Source organism: Streptomyces sp. NPDC026538 (genome assembly GCF_055567535.1).
On sequence record NZ_JBVHQG010000007.1, the window covers coordinates 309,580 to 331,456 of the forward strand.

Consider the following 21,877-nt stretch of genomic DNA (forward strand, 5'->3'; position numbering starts at 1 on the left):
GTCCACGGGCGGTACTTCGGAACCACGACTGCTGACCTGGACGTTACACGGCCCGTGCGGTCGAAGCTACGGACAACGGGGAGTGCCCTGTCCATAACTTCGACAATTCGCGAACGGAACGGACCTTGCTGCGGATATCCCCTCGGACGGACCGCTGCTCCGACACAGCAAGTCGGCGAGACCGCGAACAACCCCGCCCGTACGGGGACGGCCCGGCGGGTGCTCGATATCCTCCTGAGGCGAGCAACCCCTGCGCGGGCGCGGTGACGGTCTCGTTCGCCGACCGCTGAGGCCCGAGCTGCGGTACGCATGCCACTGGCCCAGTCGGCCACGGCCCCCACCACCGGTCAAGCCAGGACGCTCAGCTCATCGTCATAGCCGGTTTGCTGTGGCAGGTACTGGAAGAGGTGCCGCAGGCGGGCCCGGGCATGCCGCAGCCACCTGGCTTCGGAGGTGAACCCCAGCATGGCCTGCGTCATCGCAAGGGTGACCGGCTCGGCGTCCGTGAGCTGCGGCGCGATCCCCCGGTCGGCCGCCATGGCGCCAAATCCGGACGCTCCTTCAGCAGATCGCCGGTTGTCACATGGAGTGCTGTCGCGAGGTTGTCCAGGTTGTTCGTCACACAACGCCCTTGGGCGCCCTCGTTCCCACCCTCACAAACAGCCCTTGGAAGATCTTCTACGGCGTCACGCGGGGGTTGCCCACTCCTCGCGAAGCATTCCGAAGAGCACGCGGTCGTAGCGCTTCCCCTCCACCAGCACCGCCGACCGGCGGCGACCTTCCTCACGGAAGCCCAGCCTTGCGAAGGCGCGCATGGCGCGCTCGTTGCCACTCCAGGTGTCCAGCTCCAGCCGGCTCAGGAAGTACGCGCCGAACAGGTGGTCCACGAGCAGCCGCAACGCGTCACTGCCATGGCCGCGACCCCAGAACTCTCGCTCGCCGATGGTGACTCCGAGCGTGGCCACTCCGGCGTACGGATCCAGGTCCCGATAGTCGGCCATGCCTATTACCCCTCCGCCTGCGAGATCCTCGACCGTGAACACGGCCGACTCTCGCGGGATCAGGCGCAGCATGGTGTCGAAGCCGAGCCCGATCGCCTCTGCTGAGACCGGTCCGAAACACGGATCACCGGCCGCGGCCCAGCGGACGACTTCCGGGTCGTTGCGCCACCGAAGATGATGCTCCGCGTCCTCGGAGCGCAGCGCACGCAGCCTTACCAAACTTCCTTCGAACATTGCGCAACCCTAATCGATCACCGAGCCCCGAATATTCCGTGGGGCGTCAGACCACCACCTCTTACGATCATCAGATGATTGATCCCGTCTATCCCACCAAGCCCCGCACCGGAGACCGGGTCGCGGTGTTGTCGCCCTCCGCCGGTCTGCCCGGTCTCTTCCCTCTGCCCTACGAATTGGGCCTGCGCAGACTCCTCGATGACTTCGGGTTGAAGGCAGTTGAATATCCGACGACCCGGAAGATGGGTGCCACGCCCGAGGAACGGGCGGCCGACATCCACGCGGCCTTCGCGGACCCCGGCATCAAGGCGGTGATCGCCAGCATCGGCGGCGACGACCAGATCACCGTCCTCCCGCACCTCGACGCCGGTCTCCTCCGCGCCAACCCCAAGCCGTTCTTCGGCTACAGCGACAACACCAACCTGCTGCTGTTCCTGCGGAACCTGGGGATCGTCAGCTACCACGGCGGCTCAGTGATGGTCGAGCTCGGACGCCCCAGCGCGATGCACCCGATGACCAAGGACTCCCTTCGGTCGGCGTTGTTCACCTCAGGCGAGTACGAGCTCACCTCGTCAAGCACCTACAGGGACGTCAGCCGCCCGTGGGAAGACCCGCACACCTTCGAGTCCGAACCGGAAATGGAACCCGCCGACGGCTGGTCCTGGCACAACGGCGACCGGGTAGTCGAAGGCATCACCTGGGGCGGCAACCTGGAGATCATCTCCTGGCTGCTGATGGCCGACCGGGCCGTGCAACCGGTTGACGCCTACGCCGGCAACGTGTTGTTCCTGGAGACCTCCGAGGAAATGCCACGCGCCGAAGAGGTCTACCGGATCCTTCGGAACATGGGCGAACGCGGACTGCTGCAACAGTTCCCCGCGCTGCTGATGGGCAGGGCCAAGAGCTGGTCGTTCGAGAACCCGCTCAGCATCCAGGAGAAGGCGGACTTCCGCCGGCAACAGCGAGAGGCCGTCCTACGGGCTCTCCAGCAGTACGCCCCCGACACCATGGCGGTGTTCGACGTCGACCTCGGCCACACCGATCCGCAACTCGTGGTCCCCGTCGGAGGACGGATTCGGGTGGACGGCCCGGCACGCCGGATCATCGTCACCTACTGAGCCTGAGCCGTGCTGAGGAGGCCGTCCCTCCCCGCAGACCGGATTCCCTCTTCGCCGTATGCGGCGCCTGCCCGGCTGCGGACGCAACAGTTGAAGGACGAGCTGCGCCGGGCGGTGCGCGGGATCGGCTCGAAGGCCAATGAGATTCCATCGCCGTCACGGAGTTGTGTCCTGCGCTGGTCATCGCGCACACGTCGACCGCGAGGAGCGTCGCCGTCCGGAAGCGCACCTCGCGCCCCGAGGGTCTGCATCGAGGGCTACCGGACGCTCGCAGGTCCGCTCGAGGTTGTGGACCGGCACACATCAGTAGGCTGTGCCGTAGTGCAGCCTGGGGCCACTAATCGGCACTCAAGGGAAAACACACCCAATCCGGTAAGGCGTGACGCACCGTGGACTCCCGCGCCAAGTCCGCGCTGCCGGGCGCCGACCCCCACGAGATGATCACGACCTTGGTGAGCGTGCCGAGTGCCTGACCTGCGCTCACCCGAACCTGGGGTCGTGGCCTGCCCGACGTCTCCGCTTCATGTGAACCACGCCCAGCGAGCACGTGCTGATCACCGGTCAGCGGCACTTTCCTGGCATGGCCATTACTTCTCCGGCTCGTCGCTCGCTCACCGCATGCTCGGTCGGCCTCGCCGCGTCGCTCACAGTCGCCCTCACCGTCGTCGCCCCCGCGACGCCGGCGTTCGCCGACGCCAACGCCGTGCCGACATATGAGGTGAAGATCGATCTCACGGCCGCAGCGCTGGACGCTTCGCACACCCCGACCTCGGTTGTGAAAGCCGCCTTCGGGATCACGAGCTCCGCCAAGGCACGCTCCTACGAGTACTACGACACCGGCGCCCTGGACCTCAACGCCGAGGGCTGGGACGTCCGGCTCCGTCACAAGTCGGGCTCGGACTTCGAGGAGACCTACAAGAAGCGCTTCCCGGTGGTCAACGGCGACATCAATGCCGCCCTCGACGAGGCGAACGCGGAAGGTTTCGACAGCAGCGACACCAACTACGACGCCCAGGTGGACTGGGGCTACGCCAAGCAGACCCTGAGCTTCAGCAATGAAAAGAGTCACAGCGCCAGCGGCTACTCCGGCACCTCGATGCCGTCCAGCGGAACAGGCCGTACCTGGCTGGTCAACGAGATCCCCGGCAAGCTCGACGACTGGCTCTACAACAACTGGGGTTCGGACACCCTAAAGGTCTCCCGCGCCCACGGCCCGGTGACCTCCCAGGTGTGGTCAGGTGCATGGGAGTCGTCCGACGACGCCAGCATTGAGGTGCTGCCCGTGAAGGACTCCAGCGGGACCGGCACCGAGTACGTCGTCGAGTTGTCGTTCAAGACCGACAGCTATGCCGACGCCGCGCAGCTCCACGCCGACGCCATCGCGGTTGCCGACGGGCACGGTTGGCTGTACCACGGCGACATCCTCAAGACCCAGCTGATCCTCGACCGCTACTGAGCGATCCTGCCCGCAGCTCGCTTCCGAGTGGCAGGGCCGGGGTTTGACCGCGTCCACCGGTCGAGCCCCGGCCCTGCGGCTCCGTCACGAGCGGACACCGTGTCAGGGCCGGGGCGGCATGGCGCTCTCAAAGCCGATCTCGCGCAGGGCAACGGAGCTTGTCCGCCTGTAGGGACTGATCCCGAGCTGCGCCGCTCGAAAAGTCGCCCCTTCACGCCGCGCCTCCAGAACCGCCCGCATCGACGGCATCCGCCACCCCCACGACATCCCGACCGACAACCAGTCGAGACTTCCGCGGCACCTGCACCCCCCATGTCTGACCAGCGGAATCCACACATGAGCTTCGGAAAGAAAACGACCTCTGAGGTGTGGGTAGTTGACGATGTGGCGTTTCCCGAGTGCGGAACGGCATCGGCTAGTAATCCAGTGCGACTTCGTGATCTCGGGCCGGGCCGGATATGACCGGGTGCGTGGATATCGGGTCCGCAGACAAGTTGGTCGGCGGGTCAACTTCACGACCATGCGGTCGGCCGCGTCGCGTATCGAGGGGCTGGGGCGGACTCGTCTCCGAGGGTGACCGCTGCGGGCATACGGTGAGACTTAGGGGCGAGTATTCGCTACTCGGCCCTGGCTGGCGCGTCCTGTTCCTTCTGGCGCTGCTCGTACCGTGCGGGCGCACCAAGGATCCAGGACCAGGCCTCGTACTCGTTGACGGGCCCCACCCGGCCGGCGCCGTCGACGCAGCGCGGGTCGTCCCGCTCGGCCAGCCCATGGACGGCCCAGATGCGGGTCTGCTGGTCATCGTCGTCGAGCAGGCTGGCCAGAATGTCCCCGACGGCGGGTTCCGGATTCAGGCTGTGCGCGAGCCGGTAGGCGGCGACCTTGCGGACGGAGGCGTCGGTGTCCTGAGCCAGTGCGAGGAGGGCGTTCAGTCCCTCGGAGGTGAACGTCTGCCGCCCGGACCTTTCCGAGTCGACGATTCTCAGGGTCGAGGCAACCCCCGCACGTACCTGCGGGACGGGGTGGGCGAGGAAGGAAAGCCCCAGTGGTTCGATCCTCGGATCTTCATGCTGGCCAAGGCCGGACAGGGTCTCGGCCAGGACGTCCGGGTGTTCCTCCTCCGCCGCCCAGCCGAGGAGGAACTCGATCGTGCGCTGTTCGAACGGGCCCGGGGCGTCCGACATGGGATCCCCGAGGTTGAGGGAGATCAGGACCTCCGCGCCGAAGCGCCGGTGCAGGGGATCAGGGTGAGTCCTCAGCGCCGTCGCAGCCTCCCAGGTCTCATTGTCCTGCCTCTGGGCAAGGGTTCTGGTGATCTCCCACCAGGCGGCGTGCTCCCGGTCGGGGTACTCAAGTGCGCACGCGCGGGCGGCCAACTCGTCGATGCCCAGGTGGAGTCCGAAGCGCTCCTCGAGGAGGGTGAGGATCCCTGTGTGGCCGTCGCGGACGGTCATTCCGCCGAGCCGGATCTCGTGGTACTCGGTGAACCATTCCCTGTCCCGGATCCGGACCCGCTCGACCGAGTCCGAGGCGCCCGTTCGCTCCCGCAGCATGGCGACCGGCCCCATCTCATGCCACTGCCGGGCGCGTGCCAGTAGTTCCACGCGGGTGGCCTCACTGAGTTGGGCCGCTTCACCGAGCAGACAGTGGGCAAGGCCGATGGAGCCGCTGTCGACGGCCCGCAGTCGGGGTGTGGTCCCGTCGGACAGTCGGCGGTCCGGATCCGCGCCGCCTTCCACCAGGTAGCTGGCGATCGTCGAGTTGAATGCTGAGATGGCCAGGCAGAGTGCAGCGCTGCCCTGCTCGTCGAAGGCGTCGGGATCCGCCCCGTCCTCAAGCAACACTCTGACCGCGTCCTCGTCCCCGCTCCGCACCGCCGTAATGAGTGGGTCCTCGCCCATGCCCCGCCCCCTGTGGCACTCAATCACCGGCCTTACAGCCGCAGGCCGGGAGAAACGTCGTCGGCCAAGTCCGTCACGCCGTTCCCGGCGCCGAGCCACGGGCTGAACATCCGGGAGTCGGGCCGCTGACGATCGGCGGTCGATCCCGAGCCTCCCCCTGTGCGGAACCCACTGGCTAAAGCAGCCTGTCACACCCGCTAGACCTGGAGCGGCCACCGCGTGATCATCAAGGGCTGTGTGGACTCCTGAAGATCGTGTTGTGACCGCGGACAACAGCATAGACGCCGCCTGTTGGTTCAAACCTGGTCGCGGAGAGGGCGGCGGTGCCGTCCTGGTAGTCCCCGCGCCTCCGGGGGTGGTCCTCATGGCGAAGCTCATCCCCGTCGACCCGATCCGTGATCCCCGCGCCGGCCGGGGGGTGGCCTCGGCTCGCCGAATGCCACGCTCAACGCCTACGCCGCCGGAATGGACGGATTGAACAGGGGGAGCGCCCGTCGGGCTGGGCAGTGCGGTTCGGAGTCTCCCGTGGTTCTATCGGCCGGGCAGCGGGACGCCCCCTGTCATCGTCACTCCGGCCTCGGCGACGCGGGTCGCGATCCCGGCGGTGGCACGTTCGGCCAGCGCGGCGATGGTCAGTGACGGGTTGACGGTGAGCGAGGCCGGTACAGCCGAGCCGTCCGTGACGAACAGGCCCGTGAATCCCCGTAGTTCGTGCCTGTCGTCGAGGGCACTGGTGGCCGGGTCGTCACCGATGCGCGCAGACCCGAGCGGGTGGGCCGTGACCGTCCCGGCCAAGGCCTCGGTCCACGGACGGACCCGGGACAGACCATCCTTCTCCAGGATTCCGCGGAGCGCCGTGTCTGCCCGGTCCCATGCCTGGCGGGTTCGGGTGGTGGGGTGGAAGGACATCGTGCCCTGGCCGAGACCGGGTGCCAGGCGGATGAAGCTTCCGGTGGGAGGAACCGCCCCGAAGGTGCCTTCGTTGTCGTCCTCGGTCATGGCGAGCAGAGTGAGCCACGACGTCCAACGGGCCCGCATCTGCCGCTTGTCCACGCCGAACCAGCCGGGCGCCCCGGTCGTCTGGGCAAGGACGTTGGTCAGCGGCGGGAAGTAGATCTGCTGGAGCATGAACCGGCTGTACTCCGGTGCGGAGGCATCCAGGTAGTCGTACGTGGCGGAAGTGATCGGCCGGCCGATCGGCAGCCCCTGGTAGACCGCCCCGTCGGGACGGGAGAGTCCGAGCAGCGACCCGGCCTTGCTCTCGTCGACGTCGGCGACGCTGACGTGGTCGCCGTTGCCGGAGAAATGGCGTCCGACCGCGCCCGGGATGCCGCCCAGCAGCAGGGAGGACCGCTGCAGGATCACCGGCGTGCCCACCGCACCCGCCGCCAGCACCACGACCTTGGCGTGGATGATCCCCACGTTCGCGGTGCAGGTGTAGTCATCGGGGTCGAGGACGGTGTAGGCGACCGCGTAGCGGTAGCCGGACTCCAGTGAGGGGGTGATCAGCTGAACCTCGTGGAGTGGCCGGATGACCGCACCATGGGCTTCCGCCGCGGGGAGATAGTTGAGCAGCATGGAACGCTTGGCGTCGAACGCGCAGCCCGACAGCATCCAGTTGCAGTTGGTGCAGGCCGCGGTGTCCACCGCCACCGGAACCGGATTGCAGGTGTGCCCGGCCCGATGGCAGGCGGCCGCCAGTACCCCGCCCGCGTAGGAGACGTCCGACCAGCCGGTGCGGGCGACCGGCAGCGCCTGCTCCACCCGGTCGTACCACGGGTCGAGCGTGGCACGGCTGAGGGACGCCGGCCACATCCGCCGCCCGATGCTGCCGTGGCGCTCGAAGGCGTACGACGGTGCCCGTAGCGAGGCGGCGAAGTAGACGACGCTGCCGCCGCCCACGCAGTTGCCCGCGACCACCGACACGCCGTCGCCGCGGATCACATCGACGATCTTGTTGTAGGTGCCCAGGCGCATGGAGTGGCTGAACTGCGCCGCACCCCAGCGGGGTCCGCGCTCAAGAACGGTGACGCGTGCTCCGCCGGCGGCCATGTAGTACGCGGGGATGGCCCCGCCGAAGCCGCTGCCGATCACCAGGACGTCCGTGGTCTCGGTCATGTCGGGCTCCCGGAAGGGGTCGTAGCGGGGTGGAGCGCCGCGAGCGGGCGGCCGTAGGAGAAGTCCCCGAACCGCCACAGGCCGTCCGGGCCCGGCTTGGGAAACTTCAGCCAGGTCAGTCCCGGGTGGCCCTGGGCCAGGGCGGCGGCCGTGTCGGACTGCCCGGCGGTGTCGAACGCGATGCCGACGATCAGGCTCATCACCTGCCAGACCGGCTCGTCGATGTCGCCCGAGCCGAACAGGCCGCTGACCAGGTTGGTCCGATGCGAGAAGGAGAGGTCGACGAAGGGCGGCCGGCTGGGTGACAGCCAGATCAGCCGGACCGCCGCATAGGCGACGGCACGGGCGTCGAGCAGGGCCGCGATCTCCGGCAGCAGCGAGGCCAGCGGCAGCTGGGGGGAGTTCATGACGTCGATGACGCCCGCCTGGACGGCGCCTGGCCCGGTGACCGCTCCGGCGCACACCTGGTCACCCGGGAACCGGTGCTCACCGGGGACGATGGTGTCGGCAAAGGCGCCCAGGGTCTGTGTCGTCCAGTCCTCGGAGACATGCGCCGCGGCGGCCGCCGGGGTGGCGGTGAGCCCCCCGGCGGCCAACACGGCAACCGATGCGGTGAGCGCCTTGAGGATCGCTCGTCGGTCGACGGTGGACACGGCCGGTCAGCCGATCAGCGCGCAGCCGAGGTCGGACGGAAGCGTCACCGTCAGACCGGTCTCTCCGGCTTCCTGGCCGTATTCCGACAGCGCGTCGGCCAGGTTGTTGAAGTTCGAGGCGCGCAGGGCGGCGACGGCGTCGCCGATGCCCACCGTCTGGCCGTTGATGCTGAAGTGCGTGAGGCGGGCGCCGGCCCGCCGGCCGGTCTTGTCCCACCAGTACTGGCCGTCCCACGCCACGTACGGTACGGCGCCGTTGGTGGCCTGCACGCTCCAGTGGTCCTTCTGGTAGTAGCGGCAGGTCAGCATGGTGATGGCGAAGCGGGAGGGCTCGGCGACCAGGAAGCGCAGGGCTCCGCCGTCATCGAAGGTGATGTCGCGCTTGCTGTACTCCACGCACAGCGGGTTCACGAACATCAGCCACAAAGGCGGCTGTTCACCCTCGCCGAAGTTGTGCCAGGTGCACGTGGCGGCGAAGCCCGGCTCGGTGAAGGGCCCGACCGGAGGCACGTCGGAGGATGCCTGGGCCGCCGAGGTGCTCACGGTCTGGGCCGCACGGACGGCAGTGGCCGATTCGGCGGGTGCGGCGGATGCGGCGGATGCGTCATGGCTCGGGAGCAGCGCGGCGCAGACCCCGAGGGCCAGCGCGAAGCCGGCCGCGGTCGTACGCAGGTGCACAGGGGACACAGGACCTCCTGGACGCGGAAAAGGGTGGGGTGGTGTCGCTCAGGAATGGCCGCCGATGGCGGGGAACCGGCAGGCCGAGGATGGGGCACTCCGCTCGCTGGCAGAGGTGGTACGGGTGACCGAGTCACGATGACGACGACACGCATCCCGAGGCGGGTGGGTGTCCGGACGGCCGTGGCTCCGCCGGCGCTCGAGTCGACGACCAGGGCGTCGGCGCTCGAAGGCGTGGGCAGGTCATGGGACGGCGTACAGCCGAGCGGCGGGTCGGCGGCGCCGCCAGGGGCGGCTGACGACACTGACGCAGCGTCCGTTCGCCGGCGGCAGAGTGGGCCCGGTGAAGATGTCGGCGAGCCCGGCCCGCGACAACGGGGCGAAGTCCGGGACGTCCGCCAGCGCCGCGGACGCGGTGAGTACCCTGACCGCGTCCAGGACTGGCAGCAGGGACCGGTGGGAACCGGGCGACCCCGCTCCCGCCCCGCCGCGCTCAAGGCGGCAGGCAGGTCTGCCCGTGCGGGCCACGGTGCAGGCCTCGATCGCCGCGGCCACAGCGCGCGCAGTTGTCCGTGCCGGAGCGGGCATGGCGTCGAGCAGCATCTCGGCCCTGCCCCGCCCGGCACGGCCCGCGTCCCCGCGGAGGTACCGTCGTCCGCGAGCAAGGCGGCTGCACGTCCGCCAAGGCGGGGGGACCTCGACGTTCATCGGTCGCCGACCTCCGCGTGCGCGGTACCCGACAGCCGCCATACGGCTTCCCGCCGCCATGTGCCCCACCAACGCTCCAGGCTGACCACCGCGTCCGCCCTCTCGCTGTTGCGGCAGACCGCGGTGGAGCCGTCGGGGTCGGTGTAGCCGAGCGTCAGTGTCTGGTGCGGCGGCTGGGTAACCGTCACCTTGATGCGCCTCAGGCCCGACCTGCCCTCGACCCGCCACTCAGGCAGACGGAGGTCCGCGCGGAACCGGCCGATGCCCGCCCAGCCCACGGCGGAGCGTTCCGCGCGCCGGGGCCAGGTACGGCCGTTTCGGTGCAGGCGCAGGAAGACCAGGGGCGGCAGCCTGTCGAGTCCGCGTCGCATGGACACCGCGGCGACGATCTCCAGGACGTCACCGCCGCCCAGGTCGGCGTGGAGCCAGGCCCACCGGCGGGCGTTGCCATGGCCGTAGATGCGGGCGCCGGCTCCCGGAGCGTGGTCCAGCCGCAGCTCACCGGCGCCGTACTTGATGGTTCCGCTGTAGCGGACGCGGGTGGCGGGCAGCATGTGCGAGGCCGGAAGCCAGGGGCGTCGCCACGACCAGCGGGGAAACGTGTGCAGCGGCGGCCCCTCTGGGCTCTCGGTGAGCGCCCAGGTGAACGTCCCCGCGGAGCCCGTGAGCCGGTCGGGTCGGACGCGGATGCCCTCGGCGGTGAAGCCTTCCGGATGCTCCGTCCACGGTACGGGGCCGAAGCGGGTGTGTTCGACGTCGCCGTCCTTGGGGAAGACGGCGATCCAGCCGTGCGCGTAGGCGGCGGAACCGTCGGAGGGCGCCACCAGTTCGTGGTGCAGCCAGATCCCGCTGTCGGTGGCCGGATCGGTCAGGGTCGTGTACCAGACCTCGGTCCGTCCCGGTGTGCCGTCCCAGCGCGACGTCAGATGCCTGTCCGCGGGGGACGCGACAGCACGTGGGAACCGGAAGCTCGCGAGGAAGGGCAGCAGGCCGGTGACGAGGGGGAAGCGCAGCGTGCCCTCGCCCACGCGGTCACCGTTCTCGTACAGGGTGAACGGCAGTACGGTCAGGGAGGCGAGCGGCCGCGCGGGCGACATCGACTTGCAGCCGACCAGAGTGAGGCGCCGGCCTTCCAGGGCGAAGTTGATCCGGTAGCGGATCCAGTCGCGCGAAAGGGGCGCTGTCTCCAGGTCGCCCACGGCTTCGGTGTCGTCGGCGCGTCCCGCCACGCGTACGCGTCCGGTCACGTGCGCCCGCGTGGTGCGGTGGGGCAGCGGCACCGCGTCGGCACGGACCAGCAGGTCCAGCCGGACGGGGTGGTCGCGGTCCTCGTCGGCCAGACGCACTCGGCCCAGCAGGGTCTCCCTGAACACCGTCTCGCGTGAGCTCACAGGGCACCTTCCCGGCGTCGGCCGGAGCGTGCCAGCCCGTCGAGCATCATGCGTTCCGTCGCCGACAGATAGTCGCCCGCGGCGGTCCGTGCCGCCACCTGATCACCGGCCGCCACGGCCTCGACGACCGCAGTCAGACGGTTACGAGCAGCCCGGGGATCCTCGAAGGGCCCGACCAGCGCCCCGCGCACCGGCAGATACGCGTTGAACAGGGTGTTGGTCAGCAGGACGTACACCCGGTTGCCCGTGGCACGGGCCAGCGCACGGTGCACCTCGACGTCCGCCAGCTGCACGGGCTCGCCGCCCGCCGCGTCCCCGACGGCCGCCAGCAGCAGACGCAGTTCGGCGACCTGGGCCGCCGTGGCCCGGGTCGCCGCGCGCTCCGCGATCAACATGCCGATGCTGCGCCGGACTTCGAAGATCTCGCCGATCCAGTCGGGGCTGTGGAGCACCAGCATCGGCAGGAGGTCCGCACCGCCCAGGCGCAGGAAATCCCGTACCCGGGTACCCACGCCGTGGCGCGTCTCCAGCAGCCCGGCGTGCGCCAGTCGTCCGAAGGCGTGCTTGAGGGAGGTACGGGTGACCCCCAATCCGTCGGCGAGTTCACGTTCGGGAGGCAGATAGCTTCCGGCGGGATGACGCTCGGCGAGGATGTCCTCGCGCAGTCGCTTCTCCAGCACGTCGACGATCGTCTCGCGTGGCAGTGCCTCCACCCTGGCTCCTCAGTGATTCAGTGGCTCGGTGGTTCGGTGGTTCGGTGGCTGAGCCACTGAACCACCGTCAATGACACGGCGTCAATAACCGTGACGGCAACTGCGGCGGCGCCACGCGCTTGGGCGCTTGGGCGCTTGGATGCCGGTTCTTCAGGGTGCCGCCGCCGAACCGGGCACGACCCCGGCGACCGCTACGGCGGCCATCCGCAACTCCGCCCGGCCCGCATCGCTGCCGAGCGCCCCGCAGCAGCACGCCGGCCGACCTGTCGGCGCACACCACGGCGCAGGCCTCCCGCCCGGGCCCGCTCGCCCATCCGCGGGTACAGCTCCCGCACCATCGCCCCGCACGACCCGGACGGCATCACGATCGCCTCGTACTCCCCGAAGACATCGGAGAAACGCCGGGCCAGCGACTCCGTCTCATGGCGGTACCCGGTGTTGTACTGGGCCTGCCCGCAGCAGGTCTGGGCCATCGGGAAGTCGACCTCGACGCCCAGCCTGGCAGGAGATTCACCATGGCACGGCCTGTGTCCGGATACAGCGTGTCGTCACACAGGTCAGGAACAGGGCGACACGTATCTCGGCTCCTCGCGGTCGATCATCGGATGAGTGAAGGGCAATCCGTGCGCGGGGCAAGAGAGGTCCTGCTCGTGCGTGGACCTGGTCCGCGCCTGGTGCCGGCGACCGGCGTAGTCGCGCGGGTTCACCGGCTCAGCCGCGAGGGCGATGCCGTCCGGCATCACCCTCAATGTGTACCGCTCCGGTCGCCCCCCACACACGCCGCAGTCGTGCCCGTTCGTGTGCAGCCTGCGTGAACAGGTTCGAGCGGGCTACCAGGAGACCGGCGGCAAGCAGTCCTACGACCAGCAGGCAGACCGAAATCGCGGCGGCGCCGTTGAAGTCGCCCTGCTGAAAGGCGTAGACGTAGGCCAGCTGGTTGGGCGACCAGGTCGGGCTCACGCGGCCCAGGCTGGCCGTCTGCAGCAGTTGGGGTTCGACGAACAGCTGGGGGCCCGTCGCGAACGCCACGATGGTCATGCAGACGATCCCCTGCCGGATCATGGGGATTGGGAAGGATCGCGGCGAACTGGTCCCCCAGGGGTGCGAGCAGACAGGCCGGCAGCGCGGGCACGGCCGTCCTTCGTGGTCACTGAGCGTAGAGATGACGAGCGGGAGGTACGCGCAGAGCGACGGGTCGACCTGCCCTGAGCTCAGGGCAGGTTCACCACGGGAGGTTCCCGGACCGGTCGAGGAACTGTCCCGTCGGCCCGTCCGGGCCGATCGTCGCGAGGGTCACGATGGACTCCGCGCCGTCGGCGACGCTGTGTCCGAGGCCGCCGGTGAAGTCGGTCGCGGTCTGCCCGGGGTCCGCGGCGTTGACCTTCACATCCTTCAGTTCCTTGGCGTACTGCGTCGTGAGCATCGTGACCGCGGCCTTCGATGCGCAGTAGAGGGGCAGGGCATACCGCGACTCGATCCGCGCCGGGTCCTGGGTCATGCCGAAGGAGCCCATGCCGCTGGACACGTTGACGATGACGGGGTTCGATGACGTGCGCAGCAGCGGGAGGAAGGCGTGCGTGACGCGCACGATCCCGACGACGTTCACGTCGAGCACGGCGCTCACGTCGGCCGCGGTGTACTCCTCGACGGGGCCGACCTTGCCGAGGACGCCGGCGTTGTTGACCAGGACGTCGATCGTTCCCTCATGCGCGGCGACATCCGCGGCCGCGGCCCGGACCGAGGCGTCGTCGGTCACGTCGATCTGAACGAACCGGGCGCCGAGCGACTCGGCCGCGGCCCGACCGCGCTCACGGTGGCGGGCACCGAGGAGGACGGTGTGCCCCGCCTCGACGAGGCGACGAGCGGTTTCAAAACCGAGGGACTTGTTGGCCCCGGTGATGAAGGTGGTGGTCATGCTGGCTCCTCGTGGTCCGAACAGCACGGTCGTGCGCTGTTCACGCACTCCATGCTGGGTCCCCGGGAGGGTTGGCGGGAGCTACGGAACTTCCTGGTACGGCGCGTACCACCCAGCAGCCTGCTCCACCGGCCGAGGCGGCACGCGGGCTCTCATCCCTGCGGAGACATCCTCTCGACTCCAATGGCCGCAAGGAATTCGAGTTTGCTACGGGCGTCGGTGCCTGGCTGCGGCGTGTACACCACGAGGCGGAGGTTCGTGTCCTGGGTGTTGAGGATGTCGGAGTTCATGGCGATGTCTCCGATATCCGGGTGCTGGACGAGTTTGTGCGCACTCTGGTGACCGCCCACCGCCCGGCGGCTCCACAACTCGCAGAACCGTGGGCTGAGGTTCAGCCTCGACACCAACGCCGCGAGGTCGGGATCGTCGGGGTACCGGCTCGTCGTCGCGCGCAGGTCGGCGACAAGGGACTCCTCGAACGCCGCCCGCTCGGCCGCCGTCTGCCGGACCCGGGGCAGCTCACCCAGGAACTGCCAGACCAGGACGTTGCGGTCTCCCACGCCGCGGACCGTGGGATCGCCGAACGTGGCCGCGAACAGCGGATTCCAGTGCAGCAACTGCCAGGTGGCGTCGTAGATCGCCAACGGGTTGCCGGCGAGCTGGTCCACGATCCGGTACAGGCTCTCTGGGATCATTCGCGGAACCCGGTTCGGATCCGCTGCGTGACCGGCCATGCGCAAAAGGTGAGCATGCTCGTCGTCGGACAGGTGCAGGGCGCGAGCCAGGGCCGAGCAGACCTGCGCCGAGGGTGTCGCCACCCGTCCCTGTTCCAGCCGGACCACGTACTCGACCGAGATGCCGGCCAGCGTCGCCAGCTCCGCGCGTCGCAGACCTGGGACCCGACGGGGTGAGCCATGTGCGAAGCCCACCGTCGCGGGATCCAGCCGGTCCCGCCACGCCCGCAGCGCGGCACCGAGTTGATCCATGCACACCATCCTCCCGCACACCCTGCCCCGCTGGGTGGTACGCGCTGTACCACGAACCCCGTGACTCCCGCCGACGCTCCCCGGGGCTCAGTGTCGAGTCGTGAACGGCGCACAGGGGTCTTGTCGTCCGTGCGGGCGGATGCGGCTCGCCGCTGCCCCACGGCAGTGGTCGCGTCATGACGACGCCACGACCTTGAGGGCCATTCGCAGGCCCGGCGTTCCGTGGAAAGCCCGGCGCGAGGCCCGTTCCGGAGCTGGGCAGGTAAACGATCTCGTGGTCTCATACTGCCGTGGACAGTGTCATCGCGGCCTTGATCGCCATTGTCGGCACGTTGTTGGGCTCCTCTGTCACGCACGTGTTCCAGCGCAGCGCGTCCGCGCGCGACCGGCTGTTCGTGAGTCAGCAGCAGCTCCGCGCGGACCGGATGGCCGTCTACAGCGACTTCGCCGGAGCGCTGACGGAGTTCCGGCGCGGGCAACAGGACCGCTGGCACCGCAGGGACGAGGATCCGTACGGGTCCACGTACCCCGAGGCCCGCACAGAGGCTCACCGGCTCCGCGGGGTCGCCCTCCACGCGCTGTTCAGGGTCCAGCTCATAGCCAGCGCGCGGCCACTGATCGACACCGCTCAGGAGGCCTACGCCCTGACGTCGACCTTGCACAAGGCAGCCGATAAGACGGAGCTGAGTGTCCTCGGCACGCAAGCGCGGGAGGTCCTGGAGCAGTTCGTCAGGCTTGCGTCCTCCGACGTGCAGTAAGACAGATCCCGCCGGCCCAGCGGCCCGGAGAGCCGTGCTGCCGCAGTTCGCGGGCGGGTCGCGCGCGGACGCGGGTGCCGGAGCGTTGTACCCGGACACGTGCCCGGCCGCCATGGCTTCCTCCACGACGGAGAAGGCGTCACGCACTCGTACACGGCACCGGCAGCGGCACCGGACCACCGCATCCCCCGCCTCGTCCAACACGGGACGAGCGATGGTCAGCCGCCCCGCAGACCGCCGCCGGAAGGGGCCCCTTCGACGTGGCAGGCCCGGCCGACCGAAAAGCCAGGCCGTTCAACGCGGCGCGGCAGCGGGCGAGCAGTATCGGGTTCTCCACCAGTGCAGCGAGCCCCTCACAGCTCGTCCAAGGCGCCGGCCCGGGCCCTGGGGGGGCGGCGCAAGCAGCGGCAGGTCACCGCGCCACCCCTGGTGCGGGAGCAGCTGATCGGACGCCCACGTCACCACATCGGCAAGTGCCGGTCCGCAGGCCGCAGGTGACGCGCAGGCGGGGTTCGCTACCCAGCAGCCACGACCTGGCCGGCCGTGACCTGAGGAGGGTTGGGAAGCAGCGATGCGAGGCTGTCCCGTACGAAATCCGCCGCCCTCTTGACCGACTCGTCGGCCCCGGCCTGGTCTTCATAGATGCTGGTAGAGACCATCACGCCACCCCCGGCGTCAATCCAGTAGTAGGCCACGAAGCCGGGGACCTGACGGAGGAGGGGGACGAATCCCTCGTCCACCCGGCGTCCCGCCTCGGCAGGATCCGTCACCCCTTCGTACCGCCGAACCACTGCGTACATGACTGATCTCCTCGCGTATCCCAAGGCCACCTTGCTCGAAAGGGCGTACCCCGCAGCGGGTGTCTCCCGTTCGCGGCACGCCCGGAAGACGCTCGGATAGGCGCATGGTTCATCCGAACTGGGCATCAGCTGCGGGCGGACGAAACGGGGCGTCACGAAACGCCGTGCCAGAGCCCTGAATCTCCCCACCCGATGCTCGGTGGTGGGGCAGCATTCCCCACATCGCAGGCTCTGACCTGTGGCGGCGCAGCTAGGAGGGCCCCGGGGACTCGGCATCGTCGGGCAAGCAATCTAGTTCTTGATTGAACTATCCATAATTGCTACGGTGGCATCACCTCGGCAAGGGAACCCCCTTCCGCATACGGGTTACGTATTGATCAATCCAGAAAAGCAGAGGTGTGAGGTCATGGATCTCGGACTCGACAACAAGGTCGTCGTCGTCACCGGTGCCAGCAGGGGCATCGGCCTGGCCGTCGCCCGCGCCTTCGCTCACGAGGGCGCTCACGTGGCCGCAGGCGCACGCAACCCGGGCAAGGAGCTCGCCGAGCTGAGCGAGCGGCATGGTCTCGTCTCGCTGCCGGTGGACCTGAGCACGGCCGACGGAGCCGCCGCCCTCATCGACGCGGCGGTCACCCACTTCGGCACCATCGACGTACTCGTCAACAACGTCGGCTCGGTCACTCCGCGCCTGGGCGGGTTCTCCTCCGTCAGCGACGACGACTGGACGCAGACCTTCAACACCAACCTGTTCAGCGCCGTGCGGGCCAGCCGGGCAGCCCTCCCCCACCTGCTGGAGAGCCGCGGAGCAATCATCAACATCGGCTCCGTGAACGCGATCCTGCCCGACCCGAGCATCGTCGACTACGCGGCATCCAAGGCCGCCCTGGCCAGCTTCGCCAAGTCGCTCTCCAAGGAGGTCGGCCCCCAGGGCGTCCGCGTCAACACCATCAGCCCGGGACCGGTCGAGACCGACATCTGGCTGGCCGACGGCGGCATGGCCGACACCGTCGCCAACGCCATGGGGGTCGGACGTGACGCGGCACGCGAGGCCATCGTCGCGGGCCTCGGCGGCCTGGCCACCGGCCGCTTCACCCGCCCCGAAGAGGTCGCCGACCTCGCCCTGCTGCTGGCCAGCCACCGCACCGACAACGTGACCGGCGCCGACTTCACCATCGACGGCGGACTCATCAAGACGCTGTGACACCCGCCCGGAGCACCCGCACGTCACGAGGGCGCGGAACGGGCACACGCCCGCTCCGCGCCCTGCTCGACGCAGACGATCGCCTCATGCGCTCCACGTGACCGTGACGCCAAGGTCTACGGCATGAGCCACGACCTCGGCTACCGCTCGCCTCCTGACACCGTCCAGACCGGTCGGTACGCAACGGACGTGCGAGGAGGGGTCTGGCCGTCGCGGGCCACCAGGTCCTGGAGGAGTACTCCACGCACAGGCTGCCGCAACCGCGGCGGTATCCGGCTCGACCAACCGCGGACAACCGCCCGAAACCCGCGCCCGCAGACCGACCGGTCGCCCCTTCACGGTTCACCCCGTATCCAAGGAGACAGCCAGGTCCGAGTCCGCCTCCTCCACCCCACTCCCCGCCAGGTCGCCGAGTCGATGCACGAGGCTCTCCTGCACTCCGACCGGGAGGCCCTCGCGGCCATCGCCTCCCCCAATACTGGAATGAACATTCCAAAAATGCTACGATGATTTCATGGCACGCCCTCGGGAGTTCGACACAGACCAGGTACTGGAGCGGGCCATGGACCTCTTCTGGCGCCAGGGCTACAACGCGACGTCACTGCCGCAACTGACGGCGGAACTGGGCATCGGCAGCGGCAGTCTGTACGGCGCGTTCGGCTCCAAGGAGGGCCTTTACGCCCAGGCCCTGAAGCGCTACTGCGACGACCAGGCCGCCTCCCTCGTGAAGCGACTCGATTCCGCCTCCGACATCCGTGCGGCACTTCGGGAGACGCTGCTCGCCATGGCCGAAGCGGACCTCGCGGATCCCGAGCGCGGCTGCCTGCTGGTCAACGCGGCTACGGAGCGCGCGTCGCACGAGGGCACAGTCGAACGTGTGAAGTCGACCATGGCCACCGTCGAGTCCGCGCTGACCGGGGCGTTGCAGCGCGCCCAGGTTCGTGGTGAGCTGTCCGCCGAGAAGCGTCCGGCCGAGCTGGCGCGCTTTCTGACGACGTTCATCCAGGGAATGCGTGTGATGGGCAAGGCCCACGCGGACCGGGAATTCCTCGAGGGCGCCGTGTCGGGCGCCCTGAAGGTGCTGGACTGAGGTCGCACGGAGTGAAGTGCCGCGGCGGTGTCGACGAGCACGTGGAGAACCTGACCGTCGACGCTCGGCGCCGGCAGGTCATGTCCGCCCGGTCGGCGCCTCGGCCTCTGACGGACTCCCACCTCGGCCGGCGCATCCCGCACCGAGGCGCGCGAGGAATGACGAGCCTGGGGAAGCCCCCTCACCCGGCGTACGACAGGTGCCCACGCCGGACACCGCACGTCGTCGCAGCCCGCTGCGCGTAGCAGCTCCGCCACAACATTCCGGCGGGGCTTCGTCGTCTGGTGAACGCCTACGATGACTGCCCCTTGGACTAGATCATCTAGTGCGCCCCTGGTGTCCATCGGGGGTTCCTGCCAGTGAGGGCCAGTGCGCGGTCGAGCACGGGTGCGTCTGCGTCTTGGGGTACTTCGTCACCCAGAAGGCCGAGACTGCGCATGCGGGGTGCCTCACGCGAGTATGTCGCGAACGTGGCTTCGGCCAAGGTCGCGGGAATAGTGCGCCGTTGTCCGGTGGCTACTGCCGTGTCCCAGGCGTGGACGGTGAATTCGGCGATCAGGATCCCGCCGAGCGCGGTCGCGGGCATGGGCGGTCCGCCGAGGCCGGCCTCGCCCTCCCACACTGCCGGCTCGGACCAGGCCCTGGCCGCCGGTTCCGCTCTGCCGGCCACGAGCAACGCCCACTCGGACTCTGGCCGCCCGGCGAGGAGTGGCACCGGGCTCGCGGTCAGCAGGCCCGGATCCGATGCCGTGCGGGTGCCCGCGTCCCTCGTCATCAGGAGCATCATGGCGATGTGATTGACGAGGTCCTTCACCGTCCACGCCGAACACGGCGTCGGGTGGTGATACTGGTCGACCGCTGCACCGCGCACAGCGTCCACGACCAGATCGATGCTCTGCGCCAACTGCTCCACCTTCGTCGCCGGCAGCATGCGGCATCCCTCCTGCCAAGTCGATTGCGACGAACGCGATCACCGCGGTTCGCCCCCCATCCGTAGGGCGTCGTCCTAGTCGATGAAGACGCTCCACCCGGTGGCGTTGAGGTTGTCGGAGAGGAAGATGTCGGTCCCGCCCAGACGCTTCTCCCAGGACGGCATCAGCTCGGCCGCGCGGGCGGTGACCGCATCCATCCAGACCTTGATCTCCGCCTGCTTGTTGTTGGCCGGCACCTTGGCGGCGGCCGAGGCTTCCTTCATGTCGACCGTACGCAGTGCTTCGGAAGCAGCGGCGCGCAGGTCCCGGACGTACTCCCGGTTGGTCGCCACGTCCTCGGGCGTACCGGGCAGGGCCATATGGCCGGTGACGATGGTCTCGTAGTCGTACTCCAGCAACTGGTCCATGGCGTCGAAGTACGCGGGCACGTGTGCGGAGAAGTACAGGCGGAAGAACGGCGCGCTCTTCGGAGTGAAGCTGTCCATCGCTCCCATGAGCTTCAGCTCCGGCAGGTGGATGAACAGGTTGCCGGCCTGATGCCAGTCTCCCGTGTAGTCGAGGACGAACCGCACCCCGTCGATGTCCATCTCCTTGCGCCGGCCGCTGAAGGTCTCGGTGGGCAGGGGACGCCGGTCGTCGTTCTTGACCTCCTTGATGAACTCACCGGTGATCTCATGAGAGATGATCTTCATGCCGTCCCGCTTCAGCAGGTGAGCCGCCCCGATGTGGTCGGCGTGCGCGTGGCTGTAGATCAGGTGGGTGACCGGCTTGGGGGTGACCGACTCGACCGCCTCCAGCAGTTCGTCCCCCAGGAACGGTGAGGCGTCCACGAGGACGACACCGTTCTTCGTCTCCACGAACATCGTGTTGATCATCCCCTGGGTGACGAAGTGGGCACCGCCGCCCAGGTCCTGGACGACGTACCCGGACGCCGGGAGGTCCGGCCCCAGGGCGAAGTCGGGTACAGGCGCGAACTCGGTCATGGTGATCTCCTCTGGGCGGCCCGCCCCAGGGCTGGGGCGGGAGGGGTGTCCTGTGATGGGGTTCGAAGGGGCCACGTGAGGGCCGGCTCGGGCCTGGCCTGCGGCAGCGCGGTCTTCGAGGCGACAGCGGGCCGGTGCAGGACAGCCGGTCTGTTATCCGGCCCGGTGCGGGGATGTCCTCTGGCTTCCTCGCGGGCGCAGTCGCTTTTCAGCCAGCATGGCCTGCGTCGCGTGCGTGTGGACGCTCCAAGGACGCCCTGCTGAACCTAGGTCTGACTGGTCCACCTTCACCGGCCCGCCACGCCGCCACGGGGAGCACACTGGCCGCATGAACGACAACGGCGAACTGGGGGACTTCCTGCGCTCACGGCGGGCCCGTCTGCGTCCCGAGGACGCGGGCGCGGCTTTCAGCGGCGGCGCGCGCCGGGTGCCCGGACTGCGCCGCGAGGAAGTCGCACATCTGGCCGGGGTGAGTACGGACTACTACGCCCGCCTCGAACAGGGCCGGCACCCACACGTCTCCGAGACGGTACTGGAGGCGGTCGCCCGCGCACTGCGCCTGGACGACACCGAACGCGGCTACCTCTTCGAACTCGCCCGACCCAGGAAACCCGGACGCCGCCGGAGCAGTCCCGTCCGCGCACCACGCATGCGGCAGCCGATCCACCAGATGCTGGACGTCCTCAACGACGTCTCACCGGCCGTCGTCATCAACCACCGCAGTGACGTCCTGGGCGCCAACCACCTGGCCAAACAGCTGATCACGGACTTCGACGCACTGCCGCACCGCGACCGCAACCTCGCCCGATTCATACTGCTCCACCCCGCCGCCCGTGACCTGTACCAGGACTGGGACCGGGTCGCGGAGACCTTCGTCGCCAGTCTGCGCCTGGCCTCCGGACGCCATCCCGACGACCGCCGTCGGCATCGCCGTCGCCCCCCTGGCATCCGGCGTCGTGATCAACACGGGACTGGGGCTGGCGGGTACGGCCTGGATCGGCGCGGCCTTCGGGGTCGCCCACATGGGCAGCGTTCTGCTGGACCGCCACCTCACCCGACGGCACGAAGCGGGAACCGAGGAGCCCACAACCGTCTCCGAGCTGGAGCACGCTGCCGCTGCATCCTGACAACCGCAACCGAAACTGACGACCTCGTGCACGGTTGGCCGTGGCCCGTCGCGGTGTGTGGCGTTGTCGGTGTTCACGCTCGGGCCCGCCCTTGGATCCGGGAAGACCTGCACC

Annotated in this window: 19 protein-coding genes and 4 pseudogenes; 7 read left to right on the top strand and 16 right to left on the bottom strand. The window is 69.0% G+C overall.

Annotation, left to right across the window (positions count from 1 at the left end; genetic code table 11):
- Positions 1-362: 362 nt before the first annotated feature.
- Together ACZ4N4_RS28060 and ACZ4N4_RS28065 are read right to left on the bottom strand one after the other, a co-directional pair.
- Positions 363-622 (bottom strand): annotated as a pseudogene (locus tag ACZ4N4_RS28060) (IS982 family transposase); the annotation flags it as partial.
- Between the two features lie 64 nt (positions 623-686).
- Positions 687-1,235, bottom strand: a complete 549-nt coding sequence (locus ACZ4N4_RS28065) for a GNAT family N-acetyltransferase (RefSeq protein WP_467593605.1) — start codon at positions 1,233-1,235, stop codon at positions 687-689.
- Between the two features lie 74 nt (positions 1,236-1,309).
- Here ACZ4N4_RS28065 and ACZ4N4_RS28070 point away from each other — a divergent pair, with 74 nt between their 5' ends.
- Together ACZ4N4_RS28070 and ACZ4N4_RS28075 are read left to right on the top strand one after the other, a co-directional pair.
- On the top strand, positions 1,310-2,353 hold the full coding sequence (locus ACZ4N4_RS28070) for a S66 family peptidase (RefSeq protein ID WP_467593612.1): 1,044 nt from the start codon (positions 1,310-1,312) through the stop codon (positions 2,351-2,353).
- A 580-nt stretch (positions 2,354-2,933) separates the two neighbouring features.
- Positions 2,934-3,809, top strand: coding sequence for a CYTH domain-containing protein (locus ACZ4N4_RS28075; RefSeq protein WP_467593617.1), 876 nt, complete (start codon positions 2,934-2,936; stop codon positions 3,807-3,809).
- Positions 3,810-4,426: 617 nt separating this feature from the next.
- On the opposite strand, the gene ACZ4N4_RS28080 is transcribed toward ACZ4N4_RS28075, so the two are convergent.
- The 11 genes and pseudogenes from ACZ4N4_RS28080 to ACZ4N4_RS28130 all read right to left on the bottom strand — a co-directional run bounded on the left by ACZ4N4_RS28080 (position 4,427) and on the right by ACZ4N4_RS28130 (position 14,872).
- Entirely contained in the window at positions 4,427-5,710 is a 1,284-nt protein-coding gene (locus ACZ4N4_RS28080) for a HEAT repeat domain-containing protein (RefSeq protein ID WP_467593622.1), read from the bottom strand.
- A 531-nt stretch (positions 5,711-6,241) separates the two neighbouring features.
- Entirely contained in the window at positions 6,242-7,828 is a 1,587-nt protein-coding gene (locus ACZ4N4_RS28085) for a GMC family oxidoreductase N-terminal domain-containing protein (protein WP_467593627.1), read from the bottom strand.
- Positions 7,825-8,481, bottom strand: a complete 657-nt coding sequence (locus tag ACZ4N4_RS28090) for a DUF5987 family protein (protein ID WP_467593635.1) — start codon at positions 8,479-8,481, stop codon at positions 7,825-7,827. Before ACZ4N4_RS28090 ends, ACZ4N4_RS28085 begins: the two co-directional genes overlap by 4 nt.
- 6 nt (positions 8,482-8,487) lie before the next feature.
- Positions 8,488-9,168: a hypothetical protein gene (locus ACZ4N4_RS28095; protein ID WP_467593640.1), complete on the bottom strand. Its 681-nt coding sequence runs from the start codon at positions 9,166-9,168 to the stop codon at positions 8,488-8,490.
- A 234-nt stretch (positions 9,169-9,402) separates the two neighbouring features.
- Entirely contained in the window at positions 9,403-9,762 is a 360-nt protein-coding gene (locus ACZ4N4_RS28100; RefSeq protein WP_467593643.1) for a hypothetical protein, read from the bottom strand.
- Positions 9,763-9,863: 101 nt separating this feature from the next.
- On the bottom strand, positions 9,864-11,258 hold the full coding sequence (locus tag ACZ4N4_RS28105) for a hypothetical protein (RefSeq protein WP_467593646.1): 1,395 nt from the start codon (positions 11,256-11,258) through the stop codon (positions 9,864-9,866).
- Entirely contained in the window at positions 11,255-11,971 is a 717-nt protein-coding gene (locus ACZ4N4_RS28110) for a FadR/GntR family transcriptional regulator (RefSeq protein WP_467593649.1), read from the bottom strand. The genes ACZ4N4_RS28105 and ACZ4N4_RS28110 overlap by 4 nt, the downstream gene beginning before the upstream one ends.
- A gap of 287 nt (positions 11,972-12,258) precedes the next feature.
- Positions 12,259-12,550 (bottom strand): annotated as a pseudogene (locus ACZ4N4_RS28115) (heterodisulfide reductase-related iron-sulfur binding cluster); the annotation flags it as partial.
- Between the two features lie 231 nt (positions 12,551-12,781).
- A pseudogene (locus tag ACZ4N4_RS28120) lies at positions 12,782-13,042 on the bottom strand (carbohydrate ABC transporter permease); the annotation flags it as partial.
- A gap of 151 nt (positions 13,043-13,193) precedes the next feature.
- Positions 13,194-13,886, bottom strand: coding sequence for an SDR family NAD(P)-dependent oxidoreductase (locus tag ACZ4N4_RS28125; protein WP_467593652.1), 693 nt, complete (start codon positions 13,884-13,886; stop codon positions 13,194-13,196).
- A 152-nt stretch (positions 13,887-14,038) separates the two neighbouring features.
- Positions 14,039-14,872 (bottom strand): helix-turn-helix transcriptional regulator, encoded by an 834-nt coding sequence (locus ACZ4N4_RS28130; RefSeq protein ID WP_467593655.1) that lies wholly within the window; start codon positions 14,870-14,872, stop codon positions 14,039-14,041.
- 290 nt (positions 14,873-15,162) lie between these two features.
- Between ACZ4N4_RS28130 and ACZ4N4_RS28135 the strand changes: the two genes are divergently transcribed.
- The gene (locus ACZ4N4_RS28135; RefSeq protein WP_467593658.1) at positions 15,163-15,630 is read left to right on the top strand and encodes a hypothetical protein; all 468 of its coding nucleotides are present in this window, start codon (positions 15,163-15,165) and stop codon (positions 15,628-15,630) included.
- A 515-nt stretch (positions 15,631-16,145) separates the two neighbouring features.
- On the opposite strand, the gene ACZ4N4_RS28140 is transcribed toward ACZ4N4_RS28135, so the two are convergent.
- On the bottom strand, positions 16,146-16,430 hold the full coding sequence (locus tag ACZ4N4_RS28140; protein ID WP_453578924.1) for a hypothetical protein: 285 nt from the start codon (positions 16,428-16,430) through the stop codon (positions 16,146-16,148).
- A 406-nt stretch (positions 16,431-16,836) separates the two neighbouring features.
- Here ACZ4N4_RS28140 and ACZ4N4_RS28145 point away from each other — a divergent pair, with 406 nt between their 5' ends.
- Positions 16,837-17,631, top strand: a complete 795-nt coding sequence (locus ACZ4N4_RS28145) for an oxidoreductase (RefSeq protein WP_467593662.1) — start codon at positions 16,837-16,839, stop codon at positions 17,629-17,631.
- Between the two features lie 514 nt (positions 17,632-18,145).
- Complete coding sequence (locus tag ACZ4N4_RS28150; RefSeq protein ID WP_453578929.1) at positions 18,146-18,721, top strand: TetR/AcrR family transcriptional regulator; 576 nt, start codon at positions 18,146-18,148, stop codon at positions 18,719-18,721.
- 322 nt (positions 18,722-19,043) lie between these two features.
- Here the strand turns inward: ACZ4N4_RS28150 and ACZ4N4_RS28155 are convergent, their stop codons facing one another.
- Positions 19,044-19,652, bottom strand: coding sequence for a TIGR03086 family metal-binding protein (locus tag ACZ4N4_RS28155; protein WP_467593666.1), 609 nt, complete (start codon positions 19,650-19,652; stop codon positions 19,044-19,046).
- 75 nt (positions 19,653-19,727) lie between these two features.
- Positions 19,728-20,636 carry an MBL fold metallo-hydrolase gene (locus ACZ4N4_RS28160; RefSeq protein WP_467593669.1) on the bottom strand — a complete coding sequence of 303 codons (909 nt, stop codon included), beginning with the start codon at positions 20,634-20,636 and terminating at the stop codon, positions 19,728-19,730.
- Between the two features lie 328 nt (positions 20,637-20,964).
- Here ACZ4N4_RS28160 and ACZ4N4_RS28165 point away from each other — a divergent pair.
- Together ACZ4N4_RS28165 and ACZ4N4_RS28170 are read left to right on the top strand one after the other, a co-directional pair.
- Positions 20,965-21,501: pseudogene (locus ACZ4N4_RS28165) on the top strand (helix-turn-helix transcriptional regulator); the annotation flags it as partial.
- Between the two features lie 91 nt (positions 21,502-21,592).
- Positions 21,593-21,763, top strand: a complete 171-nt coding sequence (locus tag ACZ4N4_RS28170) for a hypothetical protein (RefSeq protein WP_467594379.1) — start codon at positions 21,593-21,595, stop codon at positions 21,761-21,763.
- Positions 21,764-21,877 lie beyond the last annotated feature (114 nt).